Genomic DNA, 13,405 nt, shown 5'->3' on the forward strand with positions numbered 1-13,405 from the left:
GCCGAAGAAGGCGAAGAAGGGGGAGGCGGGACTCAGGACCGGGTGAGCACGATCTTGCCGAACTGGTCGCCCGACTCCATCCGTTCGAAGCCCTCGCGGGCCCGGTCCAGCGGCAGCACCTCGTCGATGACGGGACGCACCCCGGTGGCGGCGCAGAAGGAGAGCAGGTCCTCCAGTTCGTCCTTGGTGCCCATGGTCGAGCCGACGATCTTCAGCTCCAGGAAGAAGATGCGGGTCAGCTCGGCGTGCGAGGGCCGGTCACCGCTCGTCGCCCCGGAGATGACGAGCGTGCCGCCGGGCCGCAGCGACTTCACCGAGTGCGACCAGGTGGCCGCGCCGACGGTCTCGATCACGGCGTCCACCCGCTGCGGCAGCCGCGCCCCCGGCTCCAGCGCCTCCACCGCGCCGAGCTCCACCGCCCGCTTGCGCTTGGCCCCGGTCCGGCTGGTGGCGAACACCCGCAGCCCCGCAGCCCGGCCGAGCACGATCGCGGCCGTGGCGACACCACCGCCGGCACCCTGTACGAGGACGGAGTCCCCGGGACGTACCCCCGCGTTGGTGAAGAGCATCCGGTACGCCGTCAGCCAGGCCGTGGGCAGACAGGCCGCCTCCTCGAAGGAGAGCTCCCTGGGCTTGGGCAGGACGTTCCAGGTCGGCACGGCGACCTGCTCGGCGAAGGTGCCCTGGTAGCGCTCGGTGAGGATGGACCGGGGCTCCTTCGGCCCGACCCCGTGTCCGCTCTGCCCGATCACGGAGTGCAGGACGACCTCGTTGCCGTCCTCGTCGACGCCGGCGGCGTCACAGCCGAGGATCATGGGCAGCTTGTCGTCGGACAGGCCCACCCCCCTCAGCGACCAGAGATCGTGGTGGTTCAGCGAGGCGGCCCTGACGTCGATCGTGCTCCAGCCGGGACGGACCTCGGGGGCCGGGCGCTCCCCCGTCTCCAGGCCGTTCAGCGGCTGGTCGCGGTCGATCCGGGCGGCGTAGACAGCGAACATGACCTTGACGATAGGGGCGCGCGAGCGACTACGGAACCGCGGGCCGCTGTGACACACGCCCTCTTGCCAAGCGGGAGAACAGGCGGGGAGGCCGGGCAGAAGAAATGACCCCGCCCGTTCGGGCGGGGCCATCCAGGTCACGTCAGCGACGGGCGACGCCCTCCGCGCGAGCCGCCGCGGCCACCGCCGCGGTCACGGCCGGCGCGACCCGCTCGTCGAACGGCGACGGGATCACGTAGTCCGCGGCGAGGTCGTCCCCGACGACCCCGGCCAGCGCCTCGGCCGCCGCGAGCTTCATGCCCTCGGTGATCCGGGACGCCCGCACCTGCAGCGCGCCCGCGAAGATGCCGGGGAACGCCAGGACGTTGTTGATCTGGTTGGGGAAGTCAGACCGCCCGGTCGCCACGACCGCCGCGTACTTGTGCGCGACCTCGGGGTGCACCTCGGGGTTCGGGTTGGCCATGGCGAACACGAAGGCGCCCTCGGCCATCGACGCCACGGCCGCCTCCGGCACCGTACCGCCGGAGACGCCGATGAAGACGTCGGCGCCGGCCAGCGCGTCCTCCAGGGACCCGCTGAGGCCCGCCTTGTTGGTGAACCCGGCCACCTCGCGCTTGACCGGGGTCAGGTCCTCCCGGTCGGCCGACACGACGCCCTTGCGGTCCGTGACGGCGACATCGCCGATGCCGGCCTCGATCAGCATCTTGGCGATGGCGACACCGGCCGCGCCCGCGCCCGAGATGACGGCCCGCAGCTCCCCGAGCGACCGCCCGCTCAGCCGCGCCGCGTTGCGCAGCGCCGCCAGCGTCACGACCGCGGTGCCGTGCTGGTCGTCGTGGAAGACCGGGATGTCCAGGCGCTCCTGCAGCCTGCGCTCGATCTCGAAGCACCTGGGCGCCGAGATGTCCTCCAGGTTCACCCCGCCGAAGGACGGCGCGAGGCGCACCACGGTCTCGACGATCTCGTCGACGTCGGTGGTGTCGAGCGCGATCGGGACGGCGTCCACGCCGCTGAACTGCTTGAACAGGATCGCCTTCCCCTCCATCACCGGAAGGGAGGCCTCGGGGCCGATGTCTCCGAGCCCCAGTACGGCCGTGCCGTCGGTCACGACGGCGACGACGGACGACTTCCACGTGTAGTCGTGGACCAGCTCCGGCTGCTCCGCGATCGCGGAGCACACGCGCGCGACGCCGGGCGTGTACGCCAGGGACAGGTCGTCCTTGTCACGGACGGGCACGGTGGCCTGCACGGCCATCTTGCCGCCGCGGTGCAGCGCGAAGGCCGGGTCGAAGGAATCGAGCGGCTCTGCTCCGCCCTCCTGACCCGCGCTGTCGCTGCGAGGATTGACGATCTCCGCTGCCACTTGATTTTACCCCTTAAGTATTCATGGTTTGAGGGTTGCCACTCCCGGGTGAGGGGTGGGCGGGACCGCGCGGGGCCGGTGACTGATGCGTTCGGACCCTTGCGCGACGGGTGCGCCGCACACGCACCCTGAGCCCCGGATGAGGGGTGTAAAGAACCTTCTTACCGGACGGACGGCGCCGACGACGAGTCCATAACGCGAAGGTCACATCATGCGGGCCCGATATACGGCCCCATATGCGACCAAGCCATCGTCAAGCCTTGGCCATGGACCCAAATGCTCTCAAACACCCTGTCCCGGCAGGCCACATCCTGAGACGGGCCGAAGATTTTCCGGCCAGAAGGAGTCATGACCGCGGATGGTCCGGCAGTGACGGACCTGCTCCGCGTGGTTCGGGGGTCACCCGTTATCCGATTTTGACATGGCGAGCCCCCTGAATGGCGCAGCCCGAATGGCAAGATGCCGTCCATCACGCGAGGTCGCGACACCCGAAGGTGTGTGTTCTCGTCGACCCATCGGCAGCTCCATCCATCAGCCGGAGGAACCACCATGACCGCAAGCTCCACCCGTCGTACGACCGCCGCGCACTCCCGGCTTGCTGCGGTCGGTGCGATCGCGGTCGCGGGCGCCCTGCTCCTCACCGGCTGCGGTGACCAGACCAAGGACAAGAACAGCTCCTCCGTCGGCAACTCCGCCCCGCTGGCCGACAAGCTCCCGGCCCAGATCCGCGACAAGGGCACCATCAAGGTCGGCTCCGACATCGCCTACGCGCCGGTCGAGTTCAAGGACGACTCGGGCAAGACCGTCGGCATCGACCCGGATCTCGCGGCCGCGATGGGCAAGCAGCTCGGCGTGACCTTCGAGTTCGAGAGCGGCACCTTCGACGCCCTGCTCACCGGTCTGCGGTCCAGCCGCTACGACATCGCGATGTCGGCGATGACGGACAACAAGAGCCGTCAGGAGGGTATCGACCCCGACACGAACAAGAAGGTCGGCGAGGGCGTCGACTTCGTCGACTACCTGACCGCCGGTGTCTCGATCTACACCCGCAAGGGCGACACCCAGAACATCACCACCTGGGCCGACCTGTGCGGCAAGAAGCTCGCCGTGCAGCGCGGGACCGTCTCGGAGGACCTGGCGAGGGCCGAGGCGAAGAAGTGCCCGAGCGGCAAGACGATCACCCTCCAGCGCTTCGACGACAACCAGCAGGCCCAGACCCGGCTGCGCTCGGGCGGCGCCGACGCGGTTTCCGCGGACTTCCCGGTCGCCGCGTACGCGGTCAAGACCTCCGGCGGCGGCAAGGACTTCGAGCTCGTCGGCGAGCAGGTCGAGGCGGCGCCGTACGGCATCGCGGTCGGCAAGACCAACACCCAGCTGCGGGACGCGCTGCAGGCCGCGATGAACGCGATCATCCAGAACGGCGAGTACCAGAAGATCCTGGAGAAGTGGGGCGCCCAGGACGGCGCCGTGAAGGAATCCGTCATCAACGGCGGGAAGTGACCGCGCCCGAGCGGCCACTGAGAGGCGAAACCCGTGACTGCTGACATCGACAAGACGGCGGGGCCCAAGGACACGCCCCCGACCGGACCGCCGGCCATCAAGGCCATCCCGGTCCGGCACTACGGGCGGTACCTCACCGCCCTCATAGCCATCGCGGTCCTCGGCGCGATCATCTACGCGTTCGGCCAGGGCAGAATCAACTGGCACGCGGTCCCGGACTACTTCTTCGACGACCGGATCATGACCGGCGTCGGCAAGACCCTCCTGCTGACGGTCCTGTCGATGCTGATCGGCATCGTCGGCGGCATCGTCCTGGCGGTGATGCGCCTGTCGAAGAACCCGGTGACCTCGGCCATCGCCTGGTTCTACATCTGGTTCTTCCGCGGCACCCCGGTCCTGGTCCAGCTGTTCGTGTGGTTCAACCTGGGCCTGGTCTTCGAGTACATCAACCTGATGCCGTTCTACAAGGACTACTGGTCGAGCTTCATGACGCCGCTGCTGACGGCGCTGCTCGGCCTCGGTCTGAACGAGGCGGCGTACATGGCGGAGATCTGCCGGGCCGGCCTGCTCGCGGTCGACGAGGGCCAGACCGAGGCGGCGCACGCGCTGGGCATGAGCCACGGCAAGACGCTGCGCCGGATCGTCATCCCGCAGGCGATGCGCGTGATCGTGCCTCCCACGGGCAACGAGGTCATCAACATGCTGAAGACGACCTCGCTGGTGTCCGCGGTGCAGTTCGCGGAGCTGTTCCGCTACGCCCAGGACATCGGTCAGGTCTCCGGCGCCCCGGTGGAGATGTACTTCCTGGCCGCCGCCTGGTACCTGATCATGACCTCGGTGCTGAGCGTCGGGCAGTACTACGTCGAGCGGTACTACGCCCGCGGCTCCAGCCGCAGCCTGCCGCCGACCCCGTGGCAGAAGGTCAGGGGGCACCTGACGTCCTTCTCCAGCAGGAAGGTCACGGCATGACCGACAAGCTCACCAAGCGGGACACCCCTGCGCGCGACACGTCCGTCGCGATGGTCAAGGCGGAGGGCGTGCACAAGTCCTTCGGCCAGGTCGAAGTCCTCAAGGGCATCGACCTGGAGGTCAGGCCGGGCGAGGTGTTCTGCCTCATCGGCCCCTCCGGCTCCGGCAAGTCGACGTTCCTGCGCTGCATCAACCACCTGGAGAAGATCAACGCCGGACGGCTGTACGTCGACGGCGAGCTGGTCGGCTACCGGCAGCAGGGCGACAAGCTGTACGAGCTGCGCGACCGCGAGGTCGCCGTGAAGCGCCGGGACATCGGCATGGTCTTCCAGCGCTTCAACCTGTTCCCGCACATGACCGCGCTGGAGAACGTCATCGAGGCGCCGGTCCAGGTCAAGGGCCTGAACAAGGGCCAGGCCAGGGAGCGGGCGATGCAGCTGCTGGAGCGCGTCGGCCTGGCCGACCGCGCGGGGCACTACCCCTCGCAGCTCTCCGGCGGCCAGCAGCAGCGCGTGGCGATCGCCCGGGCCCTCGCCATGGACCCGAAGCTGATGCTGTTCGACGAGCCGACCTCGGCGCTCGACCCGGAGCTGGTCGGTGACGTCCTCGACGTCATGCGCGACCTCGCCGAGTCCGGCATGACGATGGTGGTCGTCACCCACGAGATGGGCTTCGCCCGCGAGGTCGGCGACAGCCTGGTCTTCATGGACGACGGCGTGGTGGTCGAGTCCGGCAACCCGCGCGAGGTCCTGACGAACCCGCAGCACGAGCGCACGCAGTCGTTCCTCTCCAAGGTGCTGTGACAGCGGGCGCGTGAAGGGGCGGTACGGTCCGTACCGCCCCTTCGCCGTTGCCGCCGCCCTACTTCAGCGCCAGCAGCAGCGTGTCCGACGGCGAGCACCACACCGGCCGGGATTCCCCGAAGCCCTTCTCGCGCAGTACGCGCGCGTGCCAGGCGGCGGAGGGCATCTCGCCGTCGGCGTGGGCGCCGTAGATCTCGAAGCGGCGGGNGGCCGCCGGTCCGGCGAGGACCGGGTCCGCGGCGGCCAGGGCCCACCATTCCGCCCAGTCGAGGGCGCCGTTCCTCATGGCCCGGTCCCTGCGGGCGCGGCTGTGGGCGGCCTCGGCGGCGTTGATCCTCGGCGTGCTGTCGTCGATCATGTGGTCGGCGTTCATGAAGACACCGCCGTGGCGGACGAGTTCCGCGACCTGACCGTAGAGGACCTCCAGGGGTTCGCTGCGCAGCCAGTGGAGGGCCGTGGCGGTGAGGACCGCGTCGTACGTGTCGTACGGGAGCCGGGCGGTCCAGCCGGGGTCCTTGAGGTCGGCCTCGACGAGGGTCACCCGCTCGTCGCCGGCGAAGGTGCCCCGCGCGATGGTGAGCAGGGCGGGGTCGAGGTCGACGCCGATGCTGGTGGCCCCCGGGAACCGGTCCAGGAGGCGGGCGGTGATGCTGCCGGTGCCGCAGGCGAGGTCGAGGACGCGCGGATCGGGTCCGACGAAGGCCTCCACCATGTCGAGCATGGTGCGGAAGCGGTCCTCCCGGTCGGGCATGTACCACTCCTGCTGGCGGTCCCAGCTCTCCTGCCAGGCCCGCCAGTCGCTGCCGGCGGCGGTGGCGGTGCCCGTGTCCGTGTCCGTGCTCGTGCTCGTGTCCGTCATCGCAAGCCCCTCCCTCACGCATGCCACGTAATACCCTGGAAGCGCGACCGTCTGTTACTCGACCGCGTGACGACCATAGACCCCCGCCCGTAAGGACTACAAGTGGAACTGGCCTATTACTCGGATTACGCCGTACGTCTCGTCAACAGCGAGGAACCGGCCCGGGGCAAGGACAGCCTGACCTCGGTCGAGGCGGTCCGGGACCTGTTCGGCGCGAACTCCTCCGCGGCCCGCCGCGCCACCGATGCCGACGTCACGCGCCTCCGCTCGGTACGGGCCCGGCTGCGCGCGGTCTTCGAGGCGGCCGACACGGGCGACGAGACGCTCTCGGTGGCCCTGCTGAACTCGCTGCTGCTGGAGTTCCCGGTGAGCCCGCAGATCTCCGGGCACGACCACCGCGACGAGGACGGCCGCCCGCTGTGGCACATGCACCTGGCCGACCACCCGTCCAACGCCACGGCCGGCTACGCGGCGATCGCGGCGATGGGGCTGGCGTTCCATCTGACGGAGTACGGCGTCGACCGCCTCGGCCTGTGCGAGGCCGCGCCGTGCCGCAACGCCTACCTCGACACCTCGACCAACCGCTCGCGCCGCTACTGCTCCGACCGCTGCGCGACCCGCGCCAACGTGGCCGCCTACCGGGCCCGCAAACGCCTGGAGGCCGACCGGTCGGTGAAGACGGGCCTGGCCGCCGACAGCGCCCAGCGCACCAGCGCCAGCGGCGAGCGCTGAGCGGGCCTGCGCGGCCGGTAGCGGAACCGCACCCTGCCCAGGACCAGGTCCTCGGGCACGGTGCCGTAGTCGGTGCTGTCGCCCCCCGCGTACGCGTTGTCGCCGAGCACCCACCAGCCGCCCTCGCGCAGCTCCGCCGCGCGCTTGACGACCAGCAGGTCCTGCTGGAACGGATGCCGCAGGACCACCACGTCACCCGGCCGGATCCGGGCGCCGTACTGCACCACGAGCCGGTCCCCGTGGTACAGCGTGGGCACCATGGACGGCCCGGTCACCTCGGCCAGCCCGAAGGGCAGTACGGCCCCCCTGCGCTCGCTCCCCTGCGACAACTCCGGCATCCCCGGCACCTCCCCGGTCGGTTCCTCCACAGTCTCAGTCTCACCCGGGACTTTTGTCCTAAGCCCTGGGGGGCACCCGCGAAAACACGCCTTGCAGGGAGTAATGTCCCACCTGAGAAGACGATCACGAGGAAGGAATGCTCCATGCTTTCCCGCCTGTTTGCCCCCAAGGTCAAGGTCAGCGCACACTGCGACCTTCCCTGCGGTGTGTACGACCCGGCCCAGGCCCGCATCGAGGCGGAGTCGGTGAAGGCCATCCAGGAGAAGATGGCAAGCAACGACGACCCGCACTTCCAGGCGCGTGCCACCGTCATCAAGGAGCAGCGTGCCGAGCTGGCGAAGCACCACGTCTCCGTGCTGTGGAGCGACTACTTCAAGCCCCCGCACTTCGAGAAGTACCCGGAGCTGCACCAGCTGGTCAACGACGCGCTGAAGGCCCTCTCCGCCGCCAAGGCCTCCACCGACCCGGCCACGGGCCAGAAGGCGCTGGACTACATCGCCCAGATCGACAAGATCTTCTGGGAGACCAAGAAGGCCTGATCCGCAACCGGCAGCAGACAGGCCCTCGCCGAGGCTGCTGCACAGGTCAGAGCAGAAATGGAAGCGGCCCGACCGTCATGTACGGTCGGGCCGCTTCGTCGTCTAGTGATCGTTTGGGAGACGGATGGGAGACGAGGTCAGGAGGACCGCCGCCGGCCCTCCCACTGCTGCGGCTCCTCGTCGTCCAGCAGCGACTTCTCCCAGGCCTTCTGCAGGGCCCGGGCGATGCCGAGCTCCATCTCCGGGGAGGTGTGGCTGTAGGTGCCTTCGACGCCCTGCAGCTTGTGGCCCATGCGCTCCTCCACCGCGACGCGCGGGTGCCCCTGCTCGTCCAGCCACACCTTGTGGCCGTGCCTCAGCCCGTGCGGCACCATGTCGGCCAGGCCGTCGACGGCGGGCAGCGCGGGCTGCGCGCGCCGGCCGCTGCGTACGGGCTCGGCGTCCTGGCCCTCGAGGATGGGCTTCCAGAACCGGCCGTAGAACTGGTCGTCGACCCGTAGGGGGCGGCCGCGCTGCGAGGGAAACACGAGCGTGGGGTGGGCGTTGGCGGCCAGGAGCTCGGACAGCAGGTCCCCCAGGAAGGGCGGCAGGATCAGCGTGCGGTACGAGCTGTACTTGGGCGGGATCAGTGTGAAGCCCTTCGGCAGCACGATCTTCTGCCCGGCGCGCAGGCGTGCCCCCGCGGTGAGGTCGTTGGCCTTGGCGATTTCCTCGGCGCGCTTCGCGTCGGCGAGCCGCAGTTCGGCGATCGTCTCGAGCGTCTCGCCCTTGTTGACGGTGTGCGTGGCGGGTTCGGTCAGCCACTGCCCTTGCCACTGCACGCGCAAGGAGCGGCCGTACTCGAGGCCGAGGAGCCGGAGCTGGTCGCGGCGGAGGCCAGCGACCTCGCCCATACGCAGGCCGGTGTATGCGACGGTCAGGATCATCACGTACCACTGGAGGCCGCGCAGGGTGCGGGCGTTGTCGGCGACGAGGCGGACCTGGCGGGGCGTGGCCCACACGTAGTCGTCGTCTGTCTCTACGGTGACGTGGCGGCCGCGGCGCCGTTTGGATGCGGTGGGCATCGGGCTGGACGGGATCAGCTTCTCTTCGACGGCGTCGTCGAGGAGCATCCGCATGAGGCCCTCGATGGCTTTGACGTAGTTGGGTTTGTGCCGCTTGTTCAGTTGCTGCTGCCACCGCTTGTAGCTCATCGATGTGATGTCGCCGATGGGGACGTTCTCCCACTGCGGCAGGATCACCGCGCGCAGGCGGCTGTTGTAGGTCTGGACGGACATCTCGGAGACGTCCATGATCTCGAGCCACTCGGTGACCCACTCACCGAACAGCTTGCGTCCGTCGTTGGGGTTGATGAAGACCTTGCGCTTGACGTCGGTCTCCTGCGCGCGCCCCCAGTCGAGTGCGTCCTGCTTCGTCTCGAAGCCGCTCTCGGATGCGTAGTCGCCGTTGGGTAGTTGGTACCTAACGCGCCAGGTTTTCCCACGCTTTTCCGCGTATGCCACGCCCTGATCCCCTCCGGGTCGATGACGGCAGGCACCCCTGACTGCCGGTCATCGGTTCAGGACTGCGCCGGCGCGGCTATCGCGAGCGGGCAGTCGGTCAGGCTGCACGCGGCGCAGTCTCCTCCTTGTCGCCGTACCAACTGGCGTCCGATCCGTCGGGTTGTGGAGTCAGTGAGGACCTTGGGCGTCATGACGCAGACGATCGCTTCCCCCACCAGGCCCGACCAGCCGACGAAATTCGGTCCCTGGTCCAGCATGATGAACTGGTGCTGCATTAGGCCCCCTTCCCTCGTGATGGCCTTTACACGTTGTTGACCATTACACACACTGCGCGCCGACTGGAAGGGGGCGTTCAACTTAAGATCAAACAGCCTGTAACGATGCCGTTACAGCAAAAAGTTGCACGGCTAGGCTGTTGACTCTTCGTCAACAACCTGCACAATGCCGCGCTTCCGCAGCTCGGCCAGCACCCCCTCGCTGAGCTTCGCCATCTCTCCGGCAGGGGTGTCCGGCAGGGTCGCGATCACTGCGCACTGCACTGCCTGTCGGACGCTGTCCGCCGTCTGTGCCACCGGGGCGATCCGCACACCTTCGGTCTCCTCGCCGGCCTGCTGCAGTTCGACGGCTCCCTCGATCACCGCCATACAGGCGCCGGGCGCCCACCCGAATGCGCGCTCGATCTTCGCGTAGGTGACGTCCCGCACCGACTGCCCCTTCTCCACCCGCATGTAGGTGGTGATGGTCAGGTCGGCAGCCTCGGCGGCCTGCGCCTTGTGCCAGCCGAGCTTGGTGCGGTGCTGGATGACGAGGCGCGCGAGACGATGCCGGCCCCCGAGGTCGGTAGTAGCCATACGCACATCGTCCCAGGTACCACCAGGAACCGCCAGGAACGCATACCGGCCAACGGCGGATGCTTCACAGGCTCTCCTCGACTATCTGCCAGCACATCGCAGCTTCCACTAGATACTGCGCGATCCTGCTAGCAACTTCTATTAGAAACTGTTAGCTTCTCCATATGACGGCACCCCGAGCTACCTACGAGGTGGACGGGGCGGCAATCCGAAGACTCCGCATGGCACGCGGCATCCAGATGGCCGACCTCGCCCGCACCGCACGCATCACCCCCAGCTACCTCTCGCGGCTGGAAACCGGCGTGCGACGCCAGATGCGGCCCCCCACCTACACGGCGCTCCGTACCGCCCTCGGCGTCGAAGCCGACGACGACCAGCTGCTCGCCCCGAGCGAGCCCAACACCGAATGAGGTGACCCAGATGCCCAGCAAGACCCCCACGGCCACGACCGCGCCCGTCGTGGAGGACTTCACCGACGTCTCCGAGACCGCCCGCCGCCTCGGCATTGGCCAGCGCCGACTGCGCGACGGCGTCAACCACCTCGGCTTTCCCGCCCACCGCATGGGACGCCGGCTGATGTTCAGCCCCGAGGACCGGGCCCAGATCGCCGAGATGCACCGCATCCCCGCCCGGCGCAGCACCGCCAGGCGCATGCGAGCTGTCTGACCCGTCCCCGCATACGCCGAGGGGCCGCTCCGACTGTGCCGGCCTGAGCAGCCCCACGACTCGGCGACCCCTTCACCCAAGGAAGAAGGTCACCTTGAACACTGAGATTACCGAACAGCCCACGTCCACCGACCCGCTCCGCCCCGCGTACCTGGCCGCGGCCGCGCTCGCCGCCCGGCTCGTCGACCAGGTGCAGATCCTGCCGGACGCCATCGAGGCCCACCGCGGACTCGGCACCGACACCTACGGCGTTCGCCTCCATTACGGCACCGGCCTTACCGCCGGCCGCGGCGTCCTCGAGACCGCCGGCATCGTCGAGGCCGAGGTGACCCGCGAGGACGTCGTCGTCGACGCCGTCTGGATCGAGTGCCGTACCACCGTCGACGGCATCCCCCTCATCGCCCGGGCCCTGACGACCACCGCCGACGCCGACCAGTTGCTGCCCAAGAGCGACATGGCCGAGGCGGCCCAGCCGGTCCCCGCCGCCAGCGCGTCCCCCGCGGCCGTGGAAGTGCCGGCCGTCTTCGCTATCCGTCCGCTCGCCGCCATGAAGACCTCCACCGTGGGGACCGACGAGTGAGCCGGGCCCTGCAGCACCAGCTGCACACCCGGATCGAGACGGCGGCCGCGATGCTGGACCTGCCGCTGACCGCTCAGCACGTCGAGCGCCTGGCCGTCGAGCTCACCCCGGCCATCAAGGCCCTGCTCGCCGAGACCCTGGCCACCGCCGAGGAGACCGCTCCCGTCCGCTGCGCCCTCACCCCCCAGGCGCAGGTGGACGACGAGCTGGCCGGCGTGCGGACCACCGAGTACGCCGGCTGTATCTGCCGCATCTCGGTCGACGTCGACGAGGACTCGCCTGCCGCCCTGCTCGCGGCCGAGCTGCGGGGGCGGCAGCCGGACGTCATCGCCACCGACGTCCCTACCGCCACGTACCTGGGCCTGACCGTACGGCCGCAGTCCTGGCAGGCCTGGCGCTGGTGGCTCAACCGGTTGAACATCTCCGCCGACGCCGTGAACCGGCGAGGCACCGCCGTCTACGCCGTGGGTGTGGTGGGCGAGGTCGCCGTCCAGGTGTGCGGCGACGGCGTGCCCAAGCTGCTCGAGCCCCGGACCGTCGAGGACGACGTGACGCCGCCGGTGCAGAAGCTGCGGGCGCTCCTCGCCGGGCAGCGCTCCGCCTCCGCACCGGCGGCGGACGGGATTACGCGGCGGATCGCGCCGACGCAGGCCCTGACCGTGGATCCCGGGGAGGGCGCGCCGCGCTGCGCGAATCCGAAGTGCGGGCGGCCGGTCCCGGCGGGTGCGGTGTGGTGCTCCACCTGGTGCCACACCGAGCAGCTGCCGGGCGCCGAGCCGACGGCAGGTGACGCCTGATGTCCGCCGACCCCGCCGTCTGGGCCGCGTACCTCTTCATCAGCACCGGTGTCTGGGTCGCGGGCAGCGCCCTCGTCCTGCTCCTGGCCGACGTCGAGTTCAACGTGAAGGCCCCCGCCCGCGACGCCGCGCTGACGGCCGCCGCGCTCCTCATGCTCCTCACGCCCACCCCGGAGGCGACCCACTGATGCCCTCCACTCCCAAACCGATCATCACGCAGGCCGGGCTCCACCGGCTGTGCTGCGACTACAAAGAGGGCGGCCCGACCAGCTCCACCAGCAAAGCCTGCTGGGAGCTGTACCTCGTCGTCTTCAACTCCAGCGACCCTTGGCCCGCCTACACGTGGCCCGTCTCCCGCCGGCACCAGGTCCCCACCGTCGCCGAGCGGACCGAGGCCCTCGCCGCGCTCGGCTACGCGCCCGCCCCGGACAGCGAGTGGGAGTGGCAGGAGAGCGACACGCCCCCCTACCACGGCCACCCGACCGCGGTCTCCCTCATCGCCGGGATCAGCATCGTCCCGCTCGAGGGCGGTGGCGCCTGATGTTCGGACTCATCAGCCGCCGCGAACGCCGCGAAATCGCTGAGCTGGAGGAGTACATCACCCGGCTCCGTGCTGAGCGCGACAAGGCCCGCGCCGAGCGCGACACCGCCGTCTACAACCGGCAGCAGATCGGCCGTCAGCTTGCCGAAGCCGACGCCGCGAACAAGCGGCTCGCCGGCCGCAACAGCGTGCTGCAGGAGCGCCTGGAGCAGCGCGAGGACTACACCGAGGCCGCGTACGTCGTGCAGGTGGAGAAGCGGCTGGACCGCCTCGCCCGCGGCACCGCCCGGTGGATGGCCGCCCTGTGGGCCGAGCGCGCCGAGAGCATCCGACTGGCCCGGCAAGCGGGCGAGGCGGACCGGCGGG

Annotated in this window: 18 protein-coding genes and 2 pseudogenes; 12 read left to right on the forward strand and 8 right to left on the reverse strand. The window is 69.6% G+C overall.

The genetic code is table 11. From position 1 onward, the window contains the following. Window positions 1–32: 32 nt before the first annotated feature. The gene (locus tag RH94_RS05195; protein WP_073946470.1) at window positions 33–998 is read right to left on the reverse strand and encodes a zinc-binding dehydrogenase; all 966 of its coding nucleotides are present in this window, start codon (window positions 996–998) and stop codon (window positions 33–35) included. A gap of 142 nt (window positions 999–1,140) precedes the next feature. Next, window positions 1,141–2,361: an NAD(P)-dependent malic enzyme gene (locus RH94_RS05200; RefSeq protein WP_073946471.1), complete on the reverse strand. Its 1,221-nt coding sequence runs from the start codon at window positions 2,359–2,361 to the stop codon at window positions 1,141–1,143. A gap of 549 nt (window positions 2,362–2,910) precedes the next feature. Between RH94_RS05200 and RH94_RS05205 the strand changes: the two genes are divergently transcribed. Genes RH94_RS05205 through RH94_RS05215 form a run of 3 tightly spaced genes read left to right on the forward strand, consistent with a single transcriptional unit; the run spans window position 2,911 to window position 5,633 of the window. Further along, window positions 2,911–3,861 carry an ABC transporter substrate-binding protein gene (locus tag RH94_RS05205; protein ID WP_073946472.1) on the forward strand — a complete coding sequence of 317 codons (951 nt, stop codon included), beginning with the start codon at window positions 2,911–2,913 and terminating at the stop codon, window positions 3,859–3,861. 33 nt (window positions 3,862–3,894) lie between these two features. Continuing rightward, window positions 3,895–4,830: an amino acid ABC transporter permease gene (locus tag RH94_RS05210; RefSeq protein WP_073946473.1), complete on the forward strand. Its 936-nt coding sequence runs from the start codon at window positions 3,895–3,897 to the stop codon at window positions 4,828–4,830. A 50-nt stretch (window positions 4,831–4,880) separates the two neighbouring features. Further along, window positions 4,881–5,633, forward strand: a complete 753-nt coding sequence (locus RH94_RS05215; protein WP_073946592.1) for an amino acid ABC transporter ATP-binding protein — start codon at window positions 4,881–4,883, stop codon at window positions 5,631–5,633. A gap of 58 nt (window positions 5,634–5,691) precedes the next feature. Here the strand turns inward: RH94_RS05215 and RH94_RS42460 are convergent. Together RH94_RS42460 and RH94_RS05220 are read right to left on the reverse strand one after the other, a co-directional pair. Beyond that, window positions 5,692–5,840, reverse strand: a pseudogene (locus tag RH94_RS42460) (SAM-dependent methyltransferase); the annotation flags it as partial. A gap of 1 nt (window position 5,841) precedes the next feature. Continuing rightward, window positions 5,842–6,492 (reverse strand): annotated as a pseudogene (locus RH94_RS05220) (class I SAM-dependent methyltransferase); the annotation flags it as partial. Window positions 6,493–6,594: 102 nt separating this feature from the next. Here RH94_RS05220 and RH94_RS05225 point away from each other — a divergent pair. Continuing rightward, on the forward strand, window positions 6,595–7,224 hold the full coding sequence (locus tag RH94_RS05225; RefSeq protein ID WP_073946475.1) for a CGNR zinc finger domain-containing protein: 630 nt from the start codon (window positions 6,595–6,597) through the stop codon (window positions 7,222–7,224). On the opposite strand, the gene sodX is transcribed toward RH94_RS05225, so the two are convergent. Then, window positions 7,128–7,562 (reverse strand): nickel-type superoxide dismutase maturation protease, encoded by a 435-nt coding sequence (gene sodX / locus RH94_RS05230; protein ID WP_073946593.1) that lies wholly within the window; start codon window positions 7,560–7,562, stop codon window positions 7,128–7,130. The genes RH94_RS05225 and sodX overlap by 97 nt on opposite strands. 144 nt (window positions 7,563–7,706) lie before the next feature. On the opposite strand from sodX, the gene sodN reads away from it, so the two are divergent. After that, on the forward strand, window positions 7,707–8,102 hold the full coding sequence (gene sodN / locus RH94_RS05235) for a superoxide dismutase, Ni (protein WP_073946476.1): 396 nt from the start codon (window positions 7,707–7,709) through the stop codon (window positions 8,100–8,102). 137 nt (window positions 8,103–8,239) lie between these two features. Here sodN and RH94_RS05240 read toward each other — a convergent pair whose 3' ends face one another. The 3 genes from RH94_RS05240 to RH94_RS05250 form a co-directional block, all read right to left on the reverse strand. After that, entirely contained in the window at window positions 8,240–9,604 is a 1,365-nt protein-coding gene (locus RH94_RS05240; RefSeq protein ID WP_073946477.1) for a LysM peptidoglycan-binding domain-containing protein, read from the reverse strand. Between the two features lie 56 nt (window positions 9,605–9,660). Next, a complete protein-coding gene (locus tag RH94_RS05245; protein WP_073946478.1) occupies window positions 9,661–9,879 on the reverse strand; it encodes a hypothetical protein in 219 nt (72 codons plus the stop codon). 132 nt (window positions 9,880–10,011) lie between these two features. Beyond that, the gene (locus RH94_RS05250; RefSeq protein ID WP_073946479.1) at window positions 10,012–10,455 is read right to left on the reverse strand and encodes a helix-turn-helix domain-containing protein; all 444 of its coding nucleotides are present in this window, start codon (window positions 10,453–10,455) and stop codon (window positions 10,012–10,014) included. A 164-nt stretch (window positions 10,456–10,619) separates the two neighbouring features. Between RH94_RS05250 and RH94_RS05255 the strand changes: the two genes are divergently transcribed. From RH94_RS05255 to RH94_RS05285, 7 genes are all read left to right on the forward strand, one after another. Then, on the forward strand, window positions 10,620–10,865 hold the full coding sequence (locus tag RH94_RS05255; protein ID WP_073946480.1) for a helix-turn-helix domain-containing protein: 246 nt from the start codon (window positions 10,620–10,622) through the stop codon (window positions 10,863–10,865). Between the two features lie 10 nt (window positions 10,866–10,875). Further along, window positions 10,876–11,121 carry a hypothetical protein gene (locus RH94_RS05260; RefSeq protein ID WP_143203955.1) on the forward strand — a complete coding sequence of 82 codons (246 nt, stop codon included), beginning with the start codon at window positions 10,876–10,878 and terminating at the stop codon, window positions 11,119–11,121. A gap of 94 nt (window positions 11,122–11,215) precedes the next feature. Beyond that, window positions 11,216–11,701, forward strand: a complete 486-nt coding sequence (locus RH94_RS05265; RefSeq protein ID WP_073946482.1) for a hypothetical protein — start codon at window positions 11,216–11,218, stop codon at window positions 11,699–11,701. Further along, a complete protein-coding gene (locus tag RH94_RS05270; RefSeq protein WP_073946483.1) occupies window positions 11,698–12,498 on the forward strand; it encodes a hypothetical protein in 801 nt (266 codons plus the stop codon). Before RH94_RS05265 ends, RH94_RS05270 begins: the two co-directional genes overlap by 4 nt. Next, a complete protein-coding gene (locus tag RH94_RS05275; protein ID WP_073946484.1) occupies window positions 12,498–12,686 on the forward strand; it encodes a hypothetical protein in 189 nt (62 codons plus the stop codon). Before RH94_RS05270 ends, RH94_RS05275 begins: the two co-directional genes overlap by 1 nt. Beyond that, window positions 12,686–13,039 carry a DUF6303 family protein gene (locus tag RH94_RS05280; RefSeq protein WP_107428628.1) on the forward strand — a complete coding sequence of 118 codons (354 nt, stop codon included), beginning with the start codon at window positions 12,686–12,688 and terminating at the stop codon, window positions 13,037–13,039. Before RH94_RS05275 ends, RH94_RS05280 begins: the two co-directional genes overlap by 1 nt. Beyond that, the coding region (locus tag RH94_RS05285) for a hypothetical protein (protein WP_158073017.1) at window positions 13,039–13,405 on the forward strand (367 nt) is incomplete at its 3' end. The genes RH94_RS05280 and RH94_RS05285, both read left to right, overlap by 1 nt.

It is taken from the genome of Streptomyces kebangsaanensis (assembly GCF_001906585.1).
GTDB lineage: Bacteria > Actinomycetota > Actinomycetes > Streptomycetales > Streptomycetaceae > Streptomyces > Streptomyces kebangsaanensis.

Excerpts from the sequence above, each read along its gene's own strand:
- RH94_RS05195 (WP_073946470.1), bottom strand. The coding sequence starts at position 998 with ATGTTCGCTGTCTACGCCGCCCGGATCGACCGCGACCAGCCGCTGAAC.
- RH94_RS05205 (WP_073946472.1), top strand. The coding sequence starts at position 2,911 with ATGACCGCAAGCTCCACCCGTCGTACGACCGCCGCGCACTCCCGGCTT.
- RH94_RS05215 (WP_073946592.1), top strand. The coding sequence starts at position 4,881 with ATGGTCAAGGCGGAGGGCGTGCACAAGTCCTTCGGCCAGGTCGAAGTC.
- sodX (WP_073946593.1), bottom strand. The coding sequence starts at position 7,562 with ATGCCGGAGTTGTCGCAGGGGAGCGAGCGCAGGGGGGCCGTACTGCCC.
- sodN (WP_073946476.1), top strand. The coding sequence starts at position 7,707 with ATGCTTTCCCGCCTGTTTGCCCCCAAGGTCAAGGTCAGCGCACACTGC.
- RH94_RS05245 (WP_073946478.1), bottom strand. The coding sequence starts at position 9,879 with ATGCAGCACCAGTTCATCATGCTGGACCAGGGACCGAATTTCGTCGGC.
- RH94_RS05250 (WP_073946479.1), bottom strand. The coding sequence starts at position 10,455 with ATGGCTACTACCGACCTCGGGGGCCGGCATCGTCTCGCGCGCCTCGTC.
- RH94_RS05255 (WP_073946480.1), top strand. The coding sequence starts at position 10,620 with ATGACGGCACCCCGAGCTACCTACGAGGTGGACGGGGCGGCAATCCGA.
- RH94_RS05260 (WP_143203955.1), top strand. The coding sequence starts at position 10,876 with ATGCCCAGCAAGACCCCCACGGCCACGACCGCGCCCGTCGTGGAGGAC.
- RH94_RS05275 (WP_073946484.1), top strand. The coding sequence starts at position 12,498 with ATGTCCGCCGACCCCGCCGTCTGGGCCGCGTACCTCTTCATCAGCACC.
- RH94_RS05280 (WP_107428628.1), top strand. The coding sequence starts at position 12,686 with ATGCCCTCCACTCCCAAACCGATCATCACGCAGGCCGGGCTCCACCGG.